Here is an 18,404-nt window from a genome sequence, read left to right on the forward strand (position 1 = left end):
GCTTCGCCGGCTCGGTCTCGGCCCGCGTCGCCGAGCGGGTCTACATCTCCGCCGGTGTCGCCGGTTCGACCGCGCCCGACAGCACCGGGGGACGCGTCGGCGTCGCGTTCGGCTTCTGATGCGAAGAGGGCGGCGGGCGCACCGGCCCCGGCCGGACGGTCCGCCGCCCGCACACCTGCACCGGATTGTTGCAGCTTCCCGTTCCGAGCCCCGTCCGCAGGTCCGGCCCTTGACCGCTTGGTCCGGGCGAGCGGGCGGCCGGTCCTAGCCGATCCCGAGCATCGCCGCCTGCCGCCTGAGTTCCGCCTCTTCCTGCGGATTGGCTGCGATCGCGCGTTCCAGAGCCGTCCTCGCCCTGTCGCGCTCGCCCAGATTGATGCGGCTGCGCATCAGCATCACCCAGCCGTCGAGATCGCCGGGCTCGCTTTCCAGCCGCGCCTCGAGCTGGGCGACCATGCCTTCGATCATCGCATCGCGGTCGTCCTGCGACATGTCCTGCGCGGCGACGACCTGTTCGGCGGTGGGCCCGCGCACGGAGGATGCCGCCGCGCCCGCCGTCATTCCCGGCATGCGCCCATCCGTCGCCGCTGCGATGCGCTGTTCGGTGTCGATCTCGTTGATGCGGCCGATCTGGCGGATCGTCTGGACGAGATTGGCTTCCCACGGCGCGCCGGGCGGCGTGTCCGAAAGCAGCGCCAGCCAATCCGCAATCGCGCCCTCGTGATCTCCGTCGAGATCCTTCTTCACACCGAGGAAGTATCTCGCGCGCGGGTCGGTCGGGTCGAGCTCGACCGCGCGCTCGAAAGCGGCGAGAGCTCGCGCGGGCATCGGGTCGGCATCGGGCGCGCCCGCATCCTCGGCATAGAGCAGCGCCTCGCCCAGCGCGGAGAACAGCACCGCCGCATCGCCGTCGATCGCGGTCGCTTCGGCATAGGCCTCGGCAGCCCCGGCATAATCCTCGCGCGCAAACAGCGCGAAACCGAGCGCGGCCCACGGTTCGGCATCGTCGCCCGACGCTTCGGCCGCGGCGCGCAATTCTTCAAGCGTGGGCCCGGCCTCCCCGGCCTGCGCGACCTCGGCCGGCTCATCCCCCGTTCCGATCACGTTGTACCCGATCGAGCCCGCCGCCAGCAGCGCCGCCACGCCGAGCAGCACCCAGCCCGCCCTGGAGCCCGCGCCCGCCTCATTCGTCTGTCCAGCCATGCGACCAGCCGCTAGCAGCGCGGGGAGGAACGGGCAATTCTCTCTGGCATCGACACATGATTTCCCTATGGTGGTATCAAGGGAAATCTATCCGGAAAGGGGGGGATAGATTGTCGGATTTGTATAAAGTCGCCATCGTCGGATCAGGGCCCGCAGGGTTGAGCGCGGCAGCCCGCGCGGCTGCGCTGGGCATGAGCCACGTGCTGCTGGAAAAGACCGACCACCTCTCCGACACGATCTTCAAGTACCAGAAGGGCAAGCACGTCATGGCGACGCCTTCCAATCTGGTGCTGCGCAGCGATTTCGATTTCGCCGCGGGCAAGCGCGAGACGATCCTCGGGATCTGGGACGAACAGGCCGCCGGGCAAGGCGTGAATGTCAAGCTCGATGCCGAAGTGCTCGAAGTGTCGGGCGAGAAGGGCGATTTCCAGCTCACGCTGAAAAGCGGCGAGACGGTGCGGACCGAAGCAATCGTGCTTGCCATCGGGACGCAGGGCAATCCCAACAAGCTGCGCTGCCCCGGCGCGGATTCGCCGATGATCCAGTACCAGCTGGACGATCCCAGCGAATATTACGACGAGCACATCACCGTCGTCGGATCGGGCGATGCGGGAATCGAGAACGCGCTGGGCCTCGCCGCCGACGATGCGCAGCGCAATGTCGTCACCATCCTCAATCGCCGCGACAGCTTCGCCCGTGCGAAGAAGGACAATGTCGCCCTTTTGGAGGAGGCCGAGCGCGACGGGCGGATCATCGTGCGGCGCGAGACCGAGCCTGCCGAGGTCAAGGACGGCGAGCTCGTGCTCGACACCCGCGACGGGCAGGAGACGATCCGCTGCGACCGCATCATCGCGCGCACCGGATCGCAGCCGCCGCGCGGCTTCGTCGAGGGCATGGGGATCGAATTCACCGGCGAGGATCGCGGCGCCTTTCCCAAGCTCTCCCCCGTGTTCGAGACGACCAAGCCCGGTATCCACGTCATCGGCGCGCTTGCCGGGTATCCGCTGATCAAGCACTGCATGAACCAGGGCTATGACGTGATCGAGTTCCTGAACGGGAACACCGAACTCAAGCCCGCCGACGAGCCGATCCTCGCCGAGAAATTCGCGTCGCTCCCAGGCAATCACGACGTCGACCACTGGCTCGAGGTCTACGGGAACAACGTCGAAATCCTCGCCGGGCTCTCGCCGCTGCAATTGCGCGAGTTGATGCTCGATTCGCGCTGCCATTCCTACGAGCCGGGCGAGGTGATCTTCCGCCGCAACGAGCCGGGCTCTTCCATGTTCGCCATCGCGCAGGGTTCGGTCGCGGTCGAGGTCGATCCGAACGACCCCTCTGTCACGGTGCCGATCGGCCAGGGCGAGATCTTCGGCGAGGTCGGCCTCATCTCCGGTCGTCGCCGCGGCGCGACGATCCGCGCGGCGGAGCCGGTGGTCGCGCTCGAACTCTCGCGCACGGCGGCGCTCAAGCTGATCGCCACCTCGCCCGACGCGGCGCGGGCGGTCACCCGCATCTCGATCGAGCGCCAGCTGCTCCAGATGTTCGGCTCGGGCCTCACCAAGCAGGACGTCGCCCCTCTGGTCGACAGCGCCGAGGTAATCGAGGCGCGCGCCGGGCAGGTCATCATCGAGGAAGGGGCGGACGACAAGGACGTGTTCATCATCCGGCGCGGGTCGATGATCGTGGAGAAGGCGATCGGCGGGCGCCAGGTGTTCCTCTCCTATCTTCCCGCAGGCAGCTATGTCGGGGAAATGGCCGCGATCGACGGGTCGAAGCGGACCGCGACGGTCAAGGCCGCGATCAAGGCCGAGGTGATCCGCCTGCCGGGCGAAGGCTTTGTCAAACTGCTCGACGAACACCCCACCCTGCGCGACACCGCCTTGAAGGAAATGGCCAAGCGGCGCGAGATCAACGCCTTCATCGAAAGCCGCAAGGACGATTTCGAAGGCGCGGTCGACATGTATTCGGAAACCGCGCAGTTCCTCGTCGACCAGGGGCTCGGCGAAGCGACCGACGTGCTGCTGATCGACGAGACGCTGTGCATCGGCTGCGACAATTGCGAAAAGGCCTGCGCCGACGCGCATGAGGGGCTTTCGCGGCTCGACCGCGAGGCGGGGCGGACCTACGCCCACCTCCACGTGCCGACCTCGTGCCGCCACTGCGAGCACCCGCATTGCATGGCCGACTGCCCGCCCAACGCGATCCACCGCGGGCCGGACGGCGAGGTGTTCATCGACGAGACCTGTATCGGCTGCGGCAATTGCCAGCGCAATTGCCCCTATGACGTGATCCGCATGGATCCCAAGCCGCCGAAGAAGCCCTCCTTCCTGCAATGGCTGCTGTTCGGCAAGGGCCCCGGTCCGGGCGAAGCGAGCTATGCTTGGCGCACGAAGCACGGCGATCCCGAACAGCCCAAACAGGCGATCAAGTGCGACATGTGCTCCGGGATCGAGGGCGGCCCCGCCTGCGTGCGCGCCTGCCCGACGGGCGCCGCGATCCGCGTCGCGCCCGACAAGTTTCTGACCTACACCAAGCTGACCGAGGACGTGGAGTGATGGCGACCAAGGCCACCAATCGCTACAGCCTCGACGAGAAGCGGCGCGATGCCGACCATGTCAGCTTCCTCAAGCACCGGAACTGGCGCTGGCTCAAGGTCGCGCTGCTGCTGAGCGTGGTGGCGGGGCTCGGCTATGCGCTGATCGACCAGGAGCCGCGGCCCAATGGCGGCTCGTGGTACGGCTACACGCTCGGGACCATTGGCCTTGCCCTCATCGTCTGGCTGTCGCTGCTGGGCGTTCGCAAGCGCTATATCACGACCGGCAACTGGAGCCTCAAGGCGTGGACATCCGCGCATGTCTGGCTTGGCCTCTCGCTGGTGGTGATCGGGACGCTGCATACCGGCTTCCAGGTCGGCTGGAATGTCCACACGCTCGCCTATGCGTTGATGCTGCTGGTGATCGCGACCGGCATCTACGGCGTCTATGCCTATGCCACCCTGCCGAAAAGCCTGTCCTCCAATCGCGGCGAGATGACGCGGGCGCAGATGCTCGACAGCCTGACCGCGATCGACCGCCAACTCGAAGCCGCCGCGCAGCCGCTGGGCCGCGCCGAATCCGATCTCGTCATCGCCGCGCTCGAACAGGACGTGTTCCACGGCGGGGCATGGGGGAGGCTGACCGGGTCCTATCCGCGCTGCGCGACCGCGCGGGCGATCCGGCAGATGCGCGCCGAAGAAAGCGGGGGCGGAAGCGGCAACGCGGGCGCGGCGCTGGAGAAGGTCAATGCCCTGCTCGCCCGCCGCGCCGAGCAACTCGCCCAGATCCGCCGCCACCTGGGCATCCGCGCGGCTCTCGAGATCTGGCTCTTCATCCACATCCCGGCGACGATCGCGCTCCTCGCCGCCCTGCTCGCGCATGTCGTGAGCGTGTTCTACTACTGGTGAAGCGGCGAACATGGCGTTCCTGATCCGCACCATCGATTTCACCGCGGCCGGGCGCGAGATCGTGCGCGAGCGGACCGTGCCCGATGACCGTATCGGTGTCGGCCGCTCGACCGGGAACGCGATCCACCTGCCCGATCTCGCGGTCGAACAGGAACACGTGACGATCACCCGGCTTGGCCCCGATGCGCTCAAGGTCGAGGCGGTCGGGACCTTGGGCTTCGGTCTCAACGGACGGACCGCCCATTCCGAAACGATCGACCCGCGCGAGGGGGCGGAAATCGAGCTCGGCTCGGCCCTGCTCGCGATCGCGCGCGAGCCGGACGGGGCGGCCAGCATCACGATCCGCCAGGCCGAAAGCAAGGAGGGCAAGGGCGACGCGCTGGCCGGGTTCCAGCTGGCGAGCGCCCTACCCAGCAAGCGGGCCATGAGCTGGGCGTTCGCGGGCGCGATCCTCGTCCTCCTCCTGTCGGTTCCGATCGTCACCCACCTCACCCGCACCCCGGTCGAGAACGATCCCGAAAGCGATCAAGCCGGTCAGGTCCTGTTCGACGCCGCTTGGTCGTCGGGCGAATTGTCGATGGCGCATCACGATCTCGGGGACAATTGCGAGGCGTGCCACGTGACCCCCTTCGTCAGCGTGCAGGACGCAACCTGCCTGACCTGCCACGAAGAGCTGGGCGAGCATGCGAAAATGCCGCGCCTTGCCGCCGGGATGCCGCCGCTGTCGCAGGGCGACAAGATCCAGTGGGACATCGCCATGACGCTCGGCAAGGAGGGGCCGCTGGGCTGCGTCTCCTGCCATTCCGAACACGAAGGCCCGGTGAGACTGGAACCGGCGAGCGAGCAGTTCTGTTCGGACTGCCATTCCGATCTCGACACGCGCCTCAGCGATACCGGGCTCGGCAATGCCCATGATTTCGGCAAGAAGCACCCGCAATTCCGCCCGACCTTCTATACGCAGCTGGGCGCGGAAGAGCCGATGCGCGTGTCGCTTTCGCGCGAACCAGTCGAGAAAAGCGGGCTGAAATTCCCGCACGATGTCCACATGGACGAGCAAGGCGGCGCAGCGCGCATGGCGCTCAGCCTGCCCGAATACGGCGCCCCGCTCGAATGCAGCGACTGCCACGAGGAAGGGCCCGAAGGCATCGGATATGTCGAGGTGGAGATGGAGGATTCGTGCGAGAGCTGCCACAGCCTCGTTTTCGCGCGCACAGCCGACGGCTTCCGCTCGCTTCGCCACGGCGATGTCGAGGATTTCCGCGAGGATATGGCGCGGCTCGAGCGATCACCCCGGCCCGATCTCGGCGGCGGACGGACACGCCCCGGGCAATTCGCGCGCGGGGGGGCCTATTATTCCGATTTCGGACGGCCTGTGCGCTCGCTCATCAGCGTCAATCGCGCGCTGCAGAAGGGCGGCGCGTGCAGCGAATGCCACATCCCGACCACCACCGCGGGCAAGCCCGATCTCGTCCCCGTCAACCTGCCCGACCGGTTCCTGATGCACGGCTATTTCAGCCACAAGGCGCACGAGGACGAGGACTGCACCGATTGCCACGAAGCGGACACGTCCGATGCGGCGAGTGACCTGCTGATCCCCGACCTCGAAAGCTGCCAGGACTGCCACAAGGGCGGGAGCGCGGCGAAAACGAAGAAGATCGTCCCCTCCTCCTGCGCGATGTGCCACGGCTATCACACGCCGACGATGCCGTGGAAACCCGAAGACCACCCCGAAACACCTGAAATGCCGGGCGATAATATCGCGGCAAGGCTTGGCGTGCTAAGGAAATGAGCATGACCAGGGGGGATGAGGGGAAAGCGGGCGTGATCATCGCGCAGGTAACGGACACGCATATCGGCTATGATCCGGGGGCGGGCGAGGCGGAATTCAACTATCTGCGCTTCCTTGCCGTTCTCGATGCGATCATCGCCCTGCCGAGCACGCCCGACATGCTGGTGTTATCGGGCGACCTTGCCGACAATGGCGATCCCGATTGCTATGCCCGTCTCAAATCCGCCGTCGAACGCTGCCCCTTTCCGGTCTATCCGATGGCGGGCAATCACGACGACCGGACCGAATTGCTGCGGGCCTTTCCCGAATATGCCGATGCCAACGACTTCGTCCAATTCGCCGCCGAATGCAGGGGCCTGCGGATCGTGTGCCTCGACAGTCTCGAGAAGGGCCGCCATGGCGGGGCCTTCTGCGAAAACCGGGCGGGTTGGCTCACCGCGCAGCTCGAAGCGCATCCCGATACGCCTACCGTGCTTTTCATCCACCACCCGCCGGTCGTCGCCGGGATCGACTGGATGGACCCGCGCCCGCACGAGGAATGGTTCCGTCGCTTCCATGACACGGTCGCGCCGCATTCGCAGATCGTCGGGATCAAGTGCGGCCACCTCCATCGACCGTTGCATGCGATGGTCGGCGACATCCCGCTCTCTGTCACGCCTGCGGTCGCACCGGCCGTTGCGCTCGATCTTTCCCCGCTCGATTTCGACCATGCCGATGCGCGCGCGATCGTCACCGCCGAGCCGCCCTTCTTCAGCCTCCACCGCTGGCACGAAGGCGCGCTTGTGACCCATTTCCAACCCGTGGGCGACTGGCCGACGCTGGCGCGTTACGAAGACAAGCTTGTCCCCATGATGCAGGGGCTCGACGCCGAGCGCGGATAAGCGCTCCCGAAAGACCCCGCGCGAGGCCGAAGGCCGAGTGCCCCCTTCCCCCGCTGTCCTAATTCCCGCCTACTGCAAAAGGGGTCCCGGCCCGCGCGCGGCGCGCAGCAGCGGCAGCCTCACGCCCGACCCAGCTGTTCATGTCGACCGTGTCGGAAACCTTCCAGGGAATGCCCGAGCGGGTCATGAACAGCCGCTCCATCTCAGGCCTCGTGAAGGGCCGGGAGCCGAGGCGGCCGAACACCGCGATCTGCCCGCCGGTCTCGTCCACCGCGCGGTCGCGGTCGAGCCCCTTGGACAGCGCGATCGCGGGGGAGGATGTCCGCGCAAAGGCCACGAGTTCAGGCTTGGGCGCAGGGCTGAAACCGTAGAAATTGGGCTGGCTGTCCGGGCTGGTAAGCTGGAGCACCTTCATCCCGTTCACCCCGTCGGCGACATAGGCGAACAGCGAGGCATTGGTCGAAGCGACGATCACGTCCTCGGCGTCGTTCAGCGTGCCGCCGAGCGTGACCTTCCGATAGATTTCCGGTTCGCGCGGCTTTTCGACATCGAGGATGACGAGCCCGTCCTGCTTCGCCGCGACATAGGCATAGGTCCGCGCGACATAGATGCGGCGCGCGTCGGCCAGCTTCACGGTCGCCTCGGGCACGGCGACCGGATTGCGCAAGGCAGTGACATCGAATAGTTTCACGCCCTCCGCATCGCTCACCCACAGATAGCGGAACTGGATCGCGCTCGCCCGCGCATCGGGCAGCTCCCGCACTGCGGCGACTTCCGGGCGCGCAGGATCGGCGAGATCGACCACGACAAGACCCTTGTCCGCCGCGATATAGGCGATCTCGCCCGCCAAGTGGATATGGCGGGCACCATCGAGCACCCCGCCCGGGTTCCACGCATCGCCCCCATCTGCGAAGGTCATCCGCTCGAACTTGTTATTGCGGAATTCCCCGTCGGCCAGCGTGTTGACGTTCACCAGCACCAGCCCCTCCACCGCGTCGGTGATGACCGCGTAATCGTAGATCGGCAGGAACGGCTGTTCCTGGTTCATCTCCCGCATTTCGGGCGTGTTGCGATCGGGCGCGATCGGCTGGTTGGTGGCAAGCGCCATGCAGGTCGCGTTTTCGGTATCGACATGAGTGTCATGGCCGAGCGCGGAAAAGGGCGCGGTCAGTATGCGTTCGGAAACGCCCTTGTTTGCGATCGAGGCTACGTCGTAGGCGCGAAAACCGCCCTTACCTTCGGCCACGAACATGTATTCGCCGCGTAGCTGGAGGCATCCGACGCGGTCGCTCGTGCCTTCGTGCGTGTTGACGAATTCCTCGAAGGGCTTGGTCTCGCCCGACAGATCTCCGTCGAAAGTCTTGCCGCGGATCCAGTCCTGCAGCTCGCGGCCGTTATCCTCGACATGCATGCGCCAGTAATCGGGAAAAGCGTATTTGTGCAGATAGGAGCCGAGCACCGCCTGCGGCTCGTCATATTCGGTGACGCGCACGGCGGTGAAGCCGCCCTCGAGCCCGGTCCAGACGTGCATCCCGACAAAGTTCACGTAATTCGTGCCGAGCAGCAATAGCTGCGCCATGATCGCGTTGTTGTCCTCGGCCTGCGAGAGGTGACAGTCCGAACAGGTCTTGGTCTCGGTCGTGCGCACGGTGTGCGGGAAATGGGGGGCGAAGGCCTGCGAGGAAAAGCCGATCGCGCTGATCGGCGGCTGCTGGACGTAGATCCTCTCGCGGTTGATGTTGGTCGAGGACAGGACCAGCGCCGAGGACGAACGCACCGGCGCGACCTGGCTGCCCTTGGTTGTCTGGTGCTTGCCCAGCTGGAACATCTGGTCGCGCGCAACCTGCGGGTTGTAGGTCGCGAAATTGCGGGTTTCGCCGCCTTCGTAACGGTGCGACTTGGTCTTCCAGTTCGCTTCGATCGGCAGGTGGCAGCCGCCGCAACTGGTGGTCCAGGACAGGTGGCAGGTGAAACAGGCCATCTCGCCGTCGCGGTGGGCGCGGTCGTCGATGTCGATCCCGGTGCCGAATTCGAAATTGCCGGTTTGAGCGCCATATCGGCTCATCAGCTTGGCGCGCGCCGCCTTGGCGTTGAATTCGGGCGTCTTGGGATCGACGGTGTTCCTGACCAGGCTCACTTCCCATTCAAGCTCGGGATCGACGATCGAACGCTGGATCAGGCGGCGCGTGCCGTTCTCCCCGTCGATCCATTCGAACCGGCGCTTGCCGTCGGGATTGCGCAGCAGGGCAAGGTTGTGCCCCTCGGGCGGGGCGGCCGGGCCGCTGGTGCGAAGGGTGGGATAGGCATCGGCCGTGCCGTGGCAGTCCTTGCACCCGATTTCGATTGCATTGGCGACCTCGCCGTAGATGAGGCCGTTGCCGTGGCTGTCCTGCTCGAAATGGCAATCGGCGCACTGCATCCCCTTCTCGGCATGGATGCTCATGAGGTGCACCGCCTTGCCCGGATTGGTCCCGGGTTCGACGAACTTGCCCTCATCTTCCTTGCGCCATTTCTCGGGATCGTCGTTCTCGACCACGTTGCCGTCCGCATCCAGCAGGTTGCCCTCGCGGTCGCGCTTGAAGATCGCGCGGAAGTTCCAGCCATGGCCGTGATAATCGGCGAACTGGGTGTCGCTCAGTTCCGGGTTGAGGTCATAGACATTGCGCAGGAAATCGAGGTCCGCCCACTTGCCCCGCGGCGCGGCGCCTTCGGGGTTGCGGTCGAGCACTTCGCGCATTTCCTTGGCGGTGGGGTATTTCTGCTTGGCCGGCCACATATGCGGCGCGTCGCTTTCATAGTCCCACATGGTGTAGCCGAGATAGGAATTCAGGAAGATGTTGGGCTGGTGCATGTGGCAGTTCATGCACTGAGCTGTCGGGATCCTACGGGTGAAGACATGCTGCAGCGGGTGGCCCTTCTCCTTCGGCCTGCCGTCGGGGGTCAGGAGCCCGTCTTCCTCGTTCTTGAGGCCTCTCTCAGCGCCGAGGGCGGGCTCCTCGTCATAGCTCGTGCCCGGCTGCTTGAGCCCGCCGTGGCCGCTTGCCTTCTCCTTCTTGCCGTAATGGCTTTCCTCGGCCTTGCCCGCGATCGTCGGATCGACCGTGATCGACTGTCCGTCGCGGCCATATTTGGCGTAGATCAGCGAATGGCGCGGCTCGCGGTCGTTGGCGTAGACCACATGGCAGCTCGCGCAGCCCGAATGGCGATAGTCGCCCGGCTGGTCGTTCGTGCCCATGAACCATGTGAAGGGGTCGTTGAGCCGGGTCTTGTGGATGTTGAGCACAGGGATAGAAACGCGAAGGCCCGTGCCGGGGCCGCGGTTCGACTGCTTGAGATCGGGCCGGCCCGGCTCCTCCAATCGCTGGATCTGAGCGGTCGGATTGGGAATGCCGATTTCGGGAAATTGCGAGTTGATCGTGCGCCCGCCGCGCTCGAACACGCGGAAGATGTCGCCCGGCGGGATGACATGCCAGGTCGGCAGCGGATACATCTCGGCCAGCACGCCGCGCTTTTTCTGCGCGCTTGTCAGTTCGCCGCTCGGCCCCGTGGGCGTCACGATCTTCGCCGCCTCGCCGTTCCTCGTATAGGCTTCGCCCAGCAGGTAGTTCTTGAACGGCAAAATCCCGTTATTGTAGCTCGCCCCGCCCCACAGCATCGCGCCGGTCGCCATGATCGAGCGTTCCGATGCCTCGATCGCCTGCATGTGGCACGCCCCGCAAGCCTCGCGCGCGACGCGATAGTCCGACGGATTCACGAACTTCACGTATTCGGGCGATTCCTTGTTGAGCAGGGCATAGGACCGCTTCGGATTGGCCGAGGACGGCCAGTGCCAGCTCTTGGGATATTTCGGCAGGACATGGGCGCGGTCGCGCGCGGCGACGTAGTCGGGATGGTCGTGCGGCAGCTTGGAATTGCCGCGCACGCTCGCATCGCCGCCGTGGCAATCGGTACAGCCGAGCCGCACCGCGGGCGAGACGTGCATGGTCGGCGCATCGGTCTTGACGTGGCAGGTGTTGCACCCTTCCGACTTCGCCAGCATTTCCGAGACCGATTGCCGCGCGGGCGCGGGCGGTGCGATGACGCGCGAATAGTCGCGCTTGACCGGCTTCTCCTTGTCCGCCGCCATCACTTCCCCGCCCAGCATGGCAAGGCCGAGCGTCAGCGCCGCGACCAGAAGCGCGATGTGGCGGAGCGAAAAGGAGCGAAACACAGCCATCAGTAGGTCAGCACCACATTAGCGAGGACGGAATAGAACTCGTTATCATTGCCGCGATTGTCGAACAGGTCGCGAAAGCCGTCTCCGGCCAGCAGCGTCGCCGCGGACAGGCGCACGACGATGTTCTGCGTCGCCTTGGGCCGCCAGATCGCCGCCGCCGACAGGTCGAAGCCGATCTCGCGCGGGATCGAGCCTTCGTTGCGCAGGGTCTGAACGACCGCCGTGTCCTCGAACCACAGGTGGTTGGCATTGGCCGAGAGGCGGAATTCGGGCGTGAGGTCGAAATCCGCGCCCACCCCGGCGAGGATCAGGCCCGGGTTGTTGAAATTGGACTGACCCTGTTCTTTCGACGAACGAAGATTGTTGAGCAGCCCGTTGCGCCCGTTGACCGACACCGCGCGCCCGCCGCCGGCAAACGGGATGGTCTGCCGGATCCAGTAGGAGGTGTCGGCCCCTGCGAAGACCGGGTTCTCGAAAATCGCGTCGAAGCCCGTTTCCTCGTCGTCGAAGGGGTCGCTGTCGCCGCTCTGGTAGGCGCCCGACAGGCGGAAGCGCATCCAGTCCTTGTCGTAGCTGACCTCGGCGGCGAAGAACTGCGCGTTGATGTCCGAAGGCCGCCCGGTGAAGAAGTTGTCGCGGTTCTCGCCCAGCGCCCAGTAGGCGCTTGCGGTGATGTTGACCCGCCCGATCCGCCCGTCGGCATTGTAGCCGAGATAGACCACGTCGTAGTCCCGCCCGCGCAAATTGCCGAGCAGCGCCGGGCGCACCGGAAAGCCGTTGTCGTCGATCTCGATGTCGTCGCCTTCGCGGTTGCGGTTGTAGACGACGGTGAACTGGCTGGTGAGCGCCGGGATCAGGAAATCCTGCCGATACAGATTGGCCACGAAAACGAGATCGTCGCGCGGGGACTGCACGATCGAATTGAGGCCCGAATTGGTGTCCTTCTCCAGCCGCCAGAACGCGCCGAGGTTGAACTGCACGCGGTTGTTGTCGCGCGATCCGAACAGGCGCACGCCCAGCTGCTGGTCGTTGAACAGGAAGCCGCGGAAATCGGACTGGAACGGCTGGATGCCCGCACGGATCGAGATGAAGTCGAAGCGCGAGGTGTCGAACTCGGTGAAATGGTAATCGACGAAGGCTTCCTGCACGCCGAGGAAGTGGTCGAGCCGGTCGCTTTCGAGGCTGGGCTCGACGAACAGCACGCGCCGTTCGGGCACATCGACATAATTGACGTTGTAGGCCAGCGTGACGCGGTATTCGACGCTCGGCGGCTTGTAGGCGGTCGAGCCTTTCAAGAGCGCGAAGCCCGCGATGAAAGTCTGTGACAGCACGGTCGAGAAATCGTCGCCGAAAACGTCCAGCCGGTCCGAATCCTCGGTCGTCTGAATGCCGACGGGAATGGGGAAAGTGCGCGGTTCGTAGACCGTGTCCGAAATGAGGTTCGCGACAAAGAACCAGTCATCGCCCGTGATCGGAAGCCACGGCACCTTGTCCGGATTGATGGGGCGGTCGCCCTTATAAGTGTTCTGGTTGTAGGGATCGAGCAGGTTCTCGGTCACCAGCCCAAGGCTTTCGACCAGCCGCCAGCGGTCGGGGACGGGCACCTGGTCGGTCGGGAAAGCCTGCGGCGGCGGGGCGCGCACCGCGCCTTCGTTCTCCTGCTCGATCGGGTCCGGGAGCGGGTCTGTATAGCCCGGGCGCTCGCGCCCCTCGATGATTTCGGGGTCGACCGGCGGGGCGTCCTTTTCCCATTCGGGCTGCTGTTCGGCAGGTAGTTCCGCTTGCTCGGGCGGAGGCGCGCTCTGGGCGAACAGGGCCGCAGGAAGGAGGAGGAGCGACATCGCCTTACAGCCCCTCGCAAACGTTCTGCTCGGCCGTGTCGAGGAAGGGCGCGAAGGGGCAGTTGACGTAGCGCAGCCGCACCTGCCGGGAGCCCACCTGAACCACGATCCGGTCGGCGCGGATGTCCCTCGGCGCATTACCGATCCCGCCCACGCGCACTCCGGCGTTATGCAGGCCGAGGAAGCTGATCATGTCGTCCTGGTCGATCCCGTCGCCCGACACGCCGATCCCGCCGACAAGCGTGTTGCCACGATAAACCGGGACCGATCCGGGGAAGATCTGGATGCCGTTCGCAAGCCGGCTCGCGCCCGGCGTGACCTCGGGCAGGGTCGTGCAATTGTCGGGCGTGTCGCTCGCCGCAGCGCCGGTGACGAAGCCGAGATGCTGGGCAAGGTTGCCGACGATCAACGCCGACTGCAGCCCGGTCGAGAAGGGATTGAACTGCTCGATCGGGCGCGAGAGCGGCCCGTGCGGCTGGCCGACCTCGCCATCGGGAAAATAGGGCCGCGACAGGTTCCCGCCCGAGCGGTCGGCGAAGGCAAAAGTGCCGGTGAGCGCATTCGGATCGACGAGGAAGTCGCGCACGCGCTGGACGAATTCCGGCACCTCGCCCCCTGCGGCGAGCAATTCGTTCGCGGCAAAGGGGGCGGAGAAGAAATTGGCGGTGCGAGCCTTCTGCAGGCTCACATCCGTCCCGAAGATGGGCGCATCGGGGGAACGCACGATGCCGAGCACCGCCCCGCGCGTATCAACGAGGCTGATCGTCACCTGCGCGCGGCTGTCGAGCGGCTGGCGGATCTGGGCCCTCGCCCTGCTCATCACGGTGAAAGCTTCCTCCAGGATCGCGCGCGCCTCGGGCTCGGTGATCGGAGCCGCGATCTCGACTCCGTCGGTCCCGCCGCGCACCGGAAAGCGGTTGTTGCCGGACCCGTCGGTGAGGACGAAGGCATCGGAGATCGAGAATTCCGTCGGCCTCGATGGCCTGATCCCGGAGCTTTCCGTGCCATAGGCCGAACCCTCGAGCAGCGCGCCGCCCGGATAATAGCCGGCCACCGGGACCAACGCCCCCGCTGTCCCCGCCAAGCTCGCACCTGCCACATTGCCCAGAATGCTGTAGGTCGCATCCGAAAAGCGCAGGCTCGTCCCGTCGGCGAAGATGCGGTTCGCGCGGATGCTGGTCGGCGCCTCGAAACCCACCGTCCCCGCGAGCGCGATCGGCTCGTCCGTGTCGGTGTCGATGTCGAGCACGTTCGCGTCGAAGCCATAGACGCCGTCCGCCATCACGCCCACGCCGCCGACCACAACTCCGTTCTTGTAAAGCGGGAAACCGCCCGGGTCCGCCGCAAGGCCGAGCGGCGAACGCTTGGGCCCGATCAGCCCGTCGCTCGCGCGGCTGGCGAGATCGGAACAGGGCAGCTGGCTGAACTGCACGCCGAACAGCGGCCCGCTCTCGAGACCCACGGTAGTCGGTGCGGGCGGGAAATGCTCCTGCACGATCATCGACGCGGTGCGGGTGGAAAAAGCATTTCCCCTGCTGGAGAGGTAAGCGCCGGTTATCGCCTTGGCGATGGCGGCCGCCTCGGCCGGAACGTCCAGGCCCTGCGCGTCGATGTTCTGCCCGTTCGGAGCGTCCGGGATGCTGGCGAGCGCGGGCGCGCCGGGCATCCGGAATACGGCGAGGACATTGCCTACCCGGTCCGTTACCGCGATGACGGCGGGCGTGCCCTGCGCATCGGCCTGTGCCGCCGCCTGCGCGACGATGTTGCCGACTTCCGCCGAAGACAGGCTTTCGGCTGCGGGGGCCGAATAGAGCGCGCCTGCGGGCGGCGGCGGAGGAGGCGGTGGGGCCGGCGGCGCGCCGCCCGCAGGCGCGCTGGAATCATCGCCGCCGCAGGAGGCAAGCACCAGAGCGGGCACTGCGAGCAGGGTTGTCACCCTCCGAAATCGCATCAGCCGAGCCTGCCGATCGCGTTCGCGGCCGTGCGGATCGCCGCGCGGAATTCGGCCGGACGATAGGAATTGGGCCCGGATACCGCGCGATAGGCGCGATTGATGTCGGCCCGGATGCCCGCCGCTGCCGCCATGGTGACGCGCCCGTCCTTGACCAGTGCATTGAGCAGGGTGTCGATCGCCATCACCGCCTGCACCGACCCGGCATAATCGGTGAAGCGCGCCGCGGTCGCCTCGTCAGCGATCAGGCGGATCACCCGGAATGCATCGGCATTGCCATAAGCGCGCGCGCCAAGAGCATCGGACAGAGCCCCGGCGCGCGCTGAAAGCCGCTTCGCCGCCTGTTGCGCCGCTTCCGGCCCTTCGCCCATCGCTTCGTGGAAGCCTCGGCTCGAATTGCGGAACGCCTCCGCCTGCGCCGGGACGAGCGCGCCCGCGACGGCGGAAAGCATGATGATGTTCTCGTCATTGAAAGGCGGGTTGCCGAAAGGGATCGGACGGGCCGGATTTGTTTCGAAAGTGAGCTTCCTCTGGGCCGCATCTGTGATCGTGCGGTGGCAGGAATGGCAATCGTAGAAATAGAATTGCGGGAAGGCACCTTCGAATGCGAATCTGGGCTGAGCGAAAAGGCCTGTCGCCCGGCGCACCGCCTCCGCCTGTCCCACCGCCCAGAACCGCACCGCATCGGGCCGACCCTTGCGATCGATGTAATCGCCGTCGACATCGTGATGCTGTTGCAGCGCGCTGAACAGGTCGAGCTCGAAGGAAATGCGCGGATGGCCCGCCGCCATCATCGAATGAGTGACGAACTGCCCCCGGCTCGTCGAACCGTAATGGCAATCGAGGCAGACCTTCGCGCGCACCTGCGGCTTTTCGAGCGGAACGAGCCCGGCTGCCACGTTCGAGGCATGGGTGGCGGGCCGGGCGTAATGTTCGGCCAGCCACTTGCCCGAAGGACCGTGACACGATTCGCAGCCGACCCCTTCGGACAGGACGAATCGGTCGCCGCGCTGCGAGGCGGGTGCGAAGGTTGCATGACAACCGAGACAGGCTGGCGCCTGGGTCGCGCGACCGAGACCGAGACTGTCTGCAATCTGCTGTCCCCGGCGCGAGGCAAGCGCGGCATAGGCACGCGAATGTGCGCCACTTTGCGAAGAGGGATTCTGCCAGGTCGCGATCTCGTCCTGCCGCACGACCGCGCCGTTGCCTTCGGCCCGACCGTGGCAGGTCGACCCGGCGCAGCTTGCGACGCCTTCAAACGTCGCATTGCCGTTGGCGAAAGCAGACGGGTAAACGATGACGAACACACAGGCCCCGAGAAGGCGCAGCAGGCCCGACCTGCGAAGGGCAAGGAACCTTAAGACCCCGCGAGTCCGGGCAACATTTGTGCCTGCCAATGTCGTCATCTCTTCCCCCCGCGAGATGTCCAAGGCCCGTTTCTGCCGCCTCGGGCCGGGGCCGATCCGTCCGTATCGGCCCTGTCCTTTGGGCGTCGGCGGAAACCTATCATCCGCCACTTCAAACGCAAGCTATCAGCACCGCGAACCCCTGGCTTGTAGGGTCTCGCCAGAAGACGGAACTTCGAAGTCTTCCGGTCATCGCTCCGCCGGCGTTTGACAGGCCGGGTGAGGGCGCGTCACTGTCGCGGGGTAGCCGCAAGGGCGAGGAGCGGGAAAGAAGGATGGCAAAAGGACGTCTGAAATGGGGGACGCAATGGGCTGCGCTTGTCGCGCTGGCGACCTTCGCTCTTGCGCCCGAATCGCTGATGAGCCGGGACTGGGCGCCCGGAAAGGGGCCGTCGGTCGGGCTGGACGGCGGAACGCTCTCGGTCCTGCCGATGCGCGAAAGAGCCGAGATCGTCGATGATATCCTCGCCGAGCGACTCGGCACGGTGCTCCCGCAAGTCATGCGCGAGCAGGGCATCGACATGTGGGTGCTGATGGCGCGCGAATATTTCGAGGAGCCGGTGGTCGCCTCCATGCTCGATGCGACGAGCATGAATGCCCGCCGGCGCACGATCTTCGTGCTGTTCGATCCAGGCGCGGGCCAGCCGATCGAACGGCTCACCGTTAGCCGCTATGGCCTCGGCGGCCTGTTCGAGCCCGCATGGGACCCGGCGCGGCAGCCCGACCAGTGGCAGGCCCTCGCCGATATCATCGCCGCGCGCGATCCGGAAAAGATTGCGATCAACACCTCCGAGCGCACCGCCTTCGCCGACGGCATGACGCTGAGCCAGTATCGCGCCATGAACGAGCGCCTGCCCGCGACATATCGCGAGCGGATCGTGCCCGGGGAAACACTCGCCCTGCGCTGGCTGGAAACGCGCACGCCCGGCGAGATGGAGATCTATCCCGCAGTCGTCATGCTGGCCCGCGCCTTCATCGCACAGGCCCTCTCGCGCGCGGTCATCACGCCGGGCGAAACCACCGCCGCCGATGTCGAATGGTGGTATCGCGAGCGGCTCGCGCGGCTTGGCATAAGGCCCTGGTTCCACCCCTCGATCGGCATCCAGCGCGAAGGCGCGGACGGCATGCTACGCGGCGACGTGGTGATCGAGCCAGGCGACCTGCTCTGGACCGATTTCGGGATCACCTATTTGCGCCTGAACACCGATACCCAACATCTGGCCTATGTCCTGAAGCCCGGCGAGACCGAAGCGCCCGCGGGGCTGAGGGCAGGGCTTGCGAACACCAATCGCGTGCAGGACATAGTCATGGAAGAATTCGCGGTCGGGCGAAGCGGTAACGCGATCCTCGCCGCCGCGCGGGCCCGGGCGCTTGCCGAAGGGCTCGACCCATCAATCTATTCGCATCCGATCGGCCTGCACGGCCACGGCGCGGGAAGCGCGATCGGTTTCTGGGACAATCAGGGCCCCGACCCGCGCGGCGAATATCGCCTGCGCGCGAACACCGCCTGGTCGATCGAGCTCACCAGCTATGCCGAAGTGCCCGAATGGGGCGGCCAGCGGGTCGATTTCCGTTCCGAGGAAGACGCCTTCTTCGACGGCGATACGGTTCGTTTCCTCGACGGGCGGCAGACCAGGCTGACGCTGATTCCCTCGGACTGAGAACGCGACGCGGG

10 protein-coding genes are annotated in these 18,404 nt (G+C 66.0%); 5 read left to right on the plus strand and 5 right to left on the minus strand.

The window, feature by feature from the left end; translation table 11 throughout:
* Positions 1–264 precede the first annotated feature (264 nt).
* Positions 265–1,203 (minus strand): tetratricopeptide repeat protein, encoded by a 939-nt coding sequence (locus RIB52_RS01035; RefSeq protein ID WP_350172021.1) that lies wholly within the window; start codon positions 1,201–1,203, stop codon positions 265–267.
* A 110-nt stretch (positions 1,204–1,313) separates the two neighbouring features.
* Here RIB52_RS01035 and RIB52_RS01040 point away from each other — a divergent pair, with 110 nt between their 5' ends.
* The 4 genes from RIB52_RS01040 to RIB52_RS01055 are packed head-to-tail and all read left to right on the plus strand — an operon-like array spanning position 1,314 to position 7,315.
* Positions 1,314–3,758: a cyclic nucleotide-binding domain-containing protein gene (locus RIB52_RS01040; RefSeq protein ID WP_350172023.1), complete on the plus strand. Its 2,445-nt coding sequence runs from the start codon at positions 1,314–1,316 to the stop codon at positions 3,756–3,758.
* Complete coding sequence (locus RIB52_RS01045; RefSeq protein WP_350172025.1) at positions 3,758–4,645, plus strand: hypothetical protein; 888 nt, start codon at positions 3,758–3,760, stop codon at positions 4,643–4,645. Before RIB52_RS01040 ends, RIB52_RS01045 begins: the two co-directional genes overlap by 1 nt.
* A gap of 10 nt (positions 4,646–4,655) precedes the next feature.
* Entirely contained in the window at positions 4,656–6,434 is a 1,779-nt protein-coding gene (locus tag RIB52_RS01050) for a cytochrome c3 family protein (RefSeq protein WP_350172027.1), read from the plus strand.
* A 2-nt stretch (positions 6,435–6,436) separates the two neighbouring features.
* Positions 6,437–7,315: a metallophosphoesterase gene (locus tag RIB52_RS01055; RefSeq protein ID WP_350172029.1), complete on the plus strand. Its 879-nt coding sequence runs from the start codon at positions 6,437–6,439 to the stop codon at positions 7,313–7,315.
* Positions 7,316–7,373: 58 nt separating this feature from the next.
* Here RIB52_RS01055 and RIB52_RS01060 read toward each other — a convergent pair whose 3' ends face one another.
* The 4 genes from RIB52_RS01060 to RIB52_RS01075 are packed head-to-tail and all read right to left on the minus strand — an operon-like array spanning position 7,374 to position 16,630.
* Positions 7,374–11,531: an LVIVD repeat-containing protein gene (locus RIB52_RS01060; protein ID WP_350172031.1), complete on the minus strand. Its 4,158-nt coding sequence runs from the start codon at positions 11,529–11,531 to the stop codon at positions 7,374–7,376.
* Positions 11,531–13,372 (minus strand): hypothetical protein, encoded by a 1,842-nt coding sequence (locus RIB52_RS01065; protein ID WP_350172033.1) that lies wholly within the window; start codon positions 13,370–13,372, stop codon positions 11,531–11,533. The genes RIB52_RS01060 and RIB52_RS01065 overlap by 1 nt, the downstream gene beginning before the upstream one ends.
* A gap of 4 nt (positions 13,373–13,376) precedes the next feature.
* On the minus strand, positions 13,377–15,323 hold the full coding sequence (locus RIB52_RS01070; RefSeq protein WP_350172035.1) for a heme-binding protein: 1,947 nt from the start codon (positions 15,321–15,323) through the stop codon (positions 13,377–13,379).
* The gene (locus RIB52_RS01075; protein ID WP_502879436.1) at positions 15,323–16,630 is read right to left on the minus strand and encodes a multiheme c-type cytochrome; all 1,308 of its coding nucleotides are present in this window, start codon (positions 16,628–16,630) and stop codon (positions 15,323–15,325) included. Before RIB52_RS01075 ends, RIB52_RS01070 begins: the two co-directional genes overlap by 1 nt.
* Positions 16,631–17,004: 374 nt before the next feature.
* Between RIB52_RS01075 and RIB52_RS01080 the strand changes: the two genes are divergently transcribed.
* Complete coding sequence (locus tag RIB52_RS01080) at positions 17,005–18,390, plus strand: M24 family metallopeptidase (RefSeq protein WP_350172037.1); 1,386 nt, start codon at positions 17,005–17,007, stop codon at positions 18,388–18,390.
* The last annotated feature ends 14 nt before the right edge of the window (positions 18,391–18,404 follow it).

The sequence above is a fragment of the Erythrobacter sp. genome, assembly GCF_040217515.1.
Classification (GTDB): domain Bacteria; phylum Pseudomonadota; class Alphaproteobacteria; order Sphingomonadales; family Sphingomonadaceae; genus Erythrobacter.

Bases quoted from the DNA above. Each gene is read 5' to 3' on its own strand.
- RIB52_RS01035 (WP_350172021.1), bottom strand. From the start codon at position 1,203: ATGGCTGGACAGACGAATGAGGCGGGCGCGGGCTCCAGGGCGGGCTGG.
- RIB52_RS01045 (WP_350172025.1), top strand. From the start codon at position 3,758: ATGGCGACCAAGGCCACCAATCGCTACAGCCTCGACGAGAAGCGGCGC.
- RIB52_RS01050 (WP_350172027.1), top strand. From the start codon at position 4,656: ATGGCGTTCCTGATCCGCACCATCGATTTCACCGCGGCCGGGCGCGAG.
- RIB52_RS01055 (WP_350172029.1), top strand. From the start codon at position 6,437: ATGACCAGGGGGGATGAGGGGAAAGCGGGCGTGATCATCGCGCAGGTA.
- RIB52_RS01060 (WP_350172031.1), bottom strand. From the start codon at position 11,531: ATGGCTGTGTTTCGCTCCTTTTCGCTCCGCCACATCGCGCTTCTGGTC.
- RIB52_RS01065 (WP_350172033.1), bottom strand. From the start codon at position 13,372: ATGTCGCTCCTCCTCCTTCCTGCGGCCCTGTTCGCCCAGAGCGCGCCT.
- RIB52_RS01070 (WP_350172035.1), bottom strand. From the start codon at position 15,323: ATGCGATTTCGGAGGGTGACAACCCTGCTCGCAGTGCCCGCTCTGGTG.
- RIB52_RS01080 (WP_350172037.1), top strand. From the start codon at position 17,005: ATGGCAAAAGGACGTCTGAAATGGGGGACGCAATGGGCTGCGCTTGTC.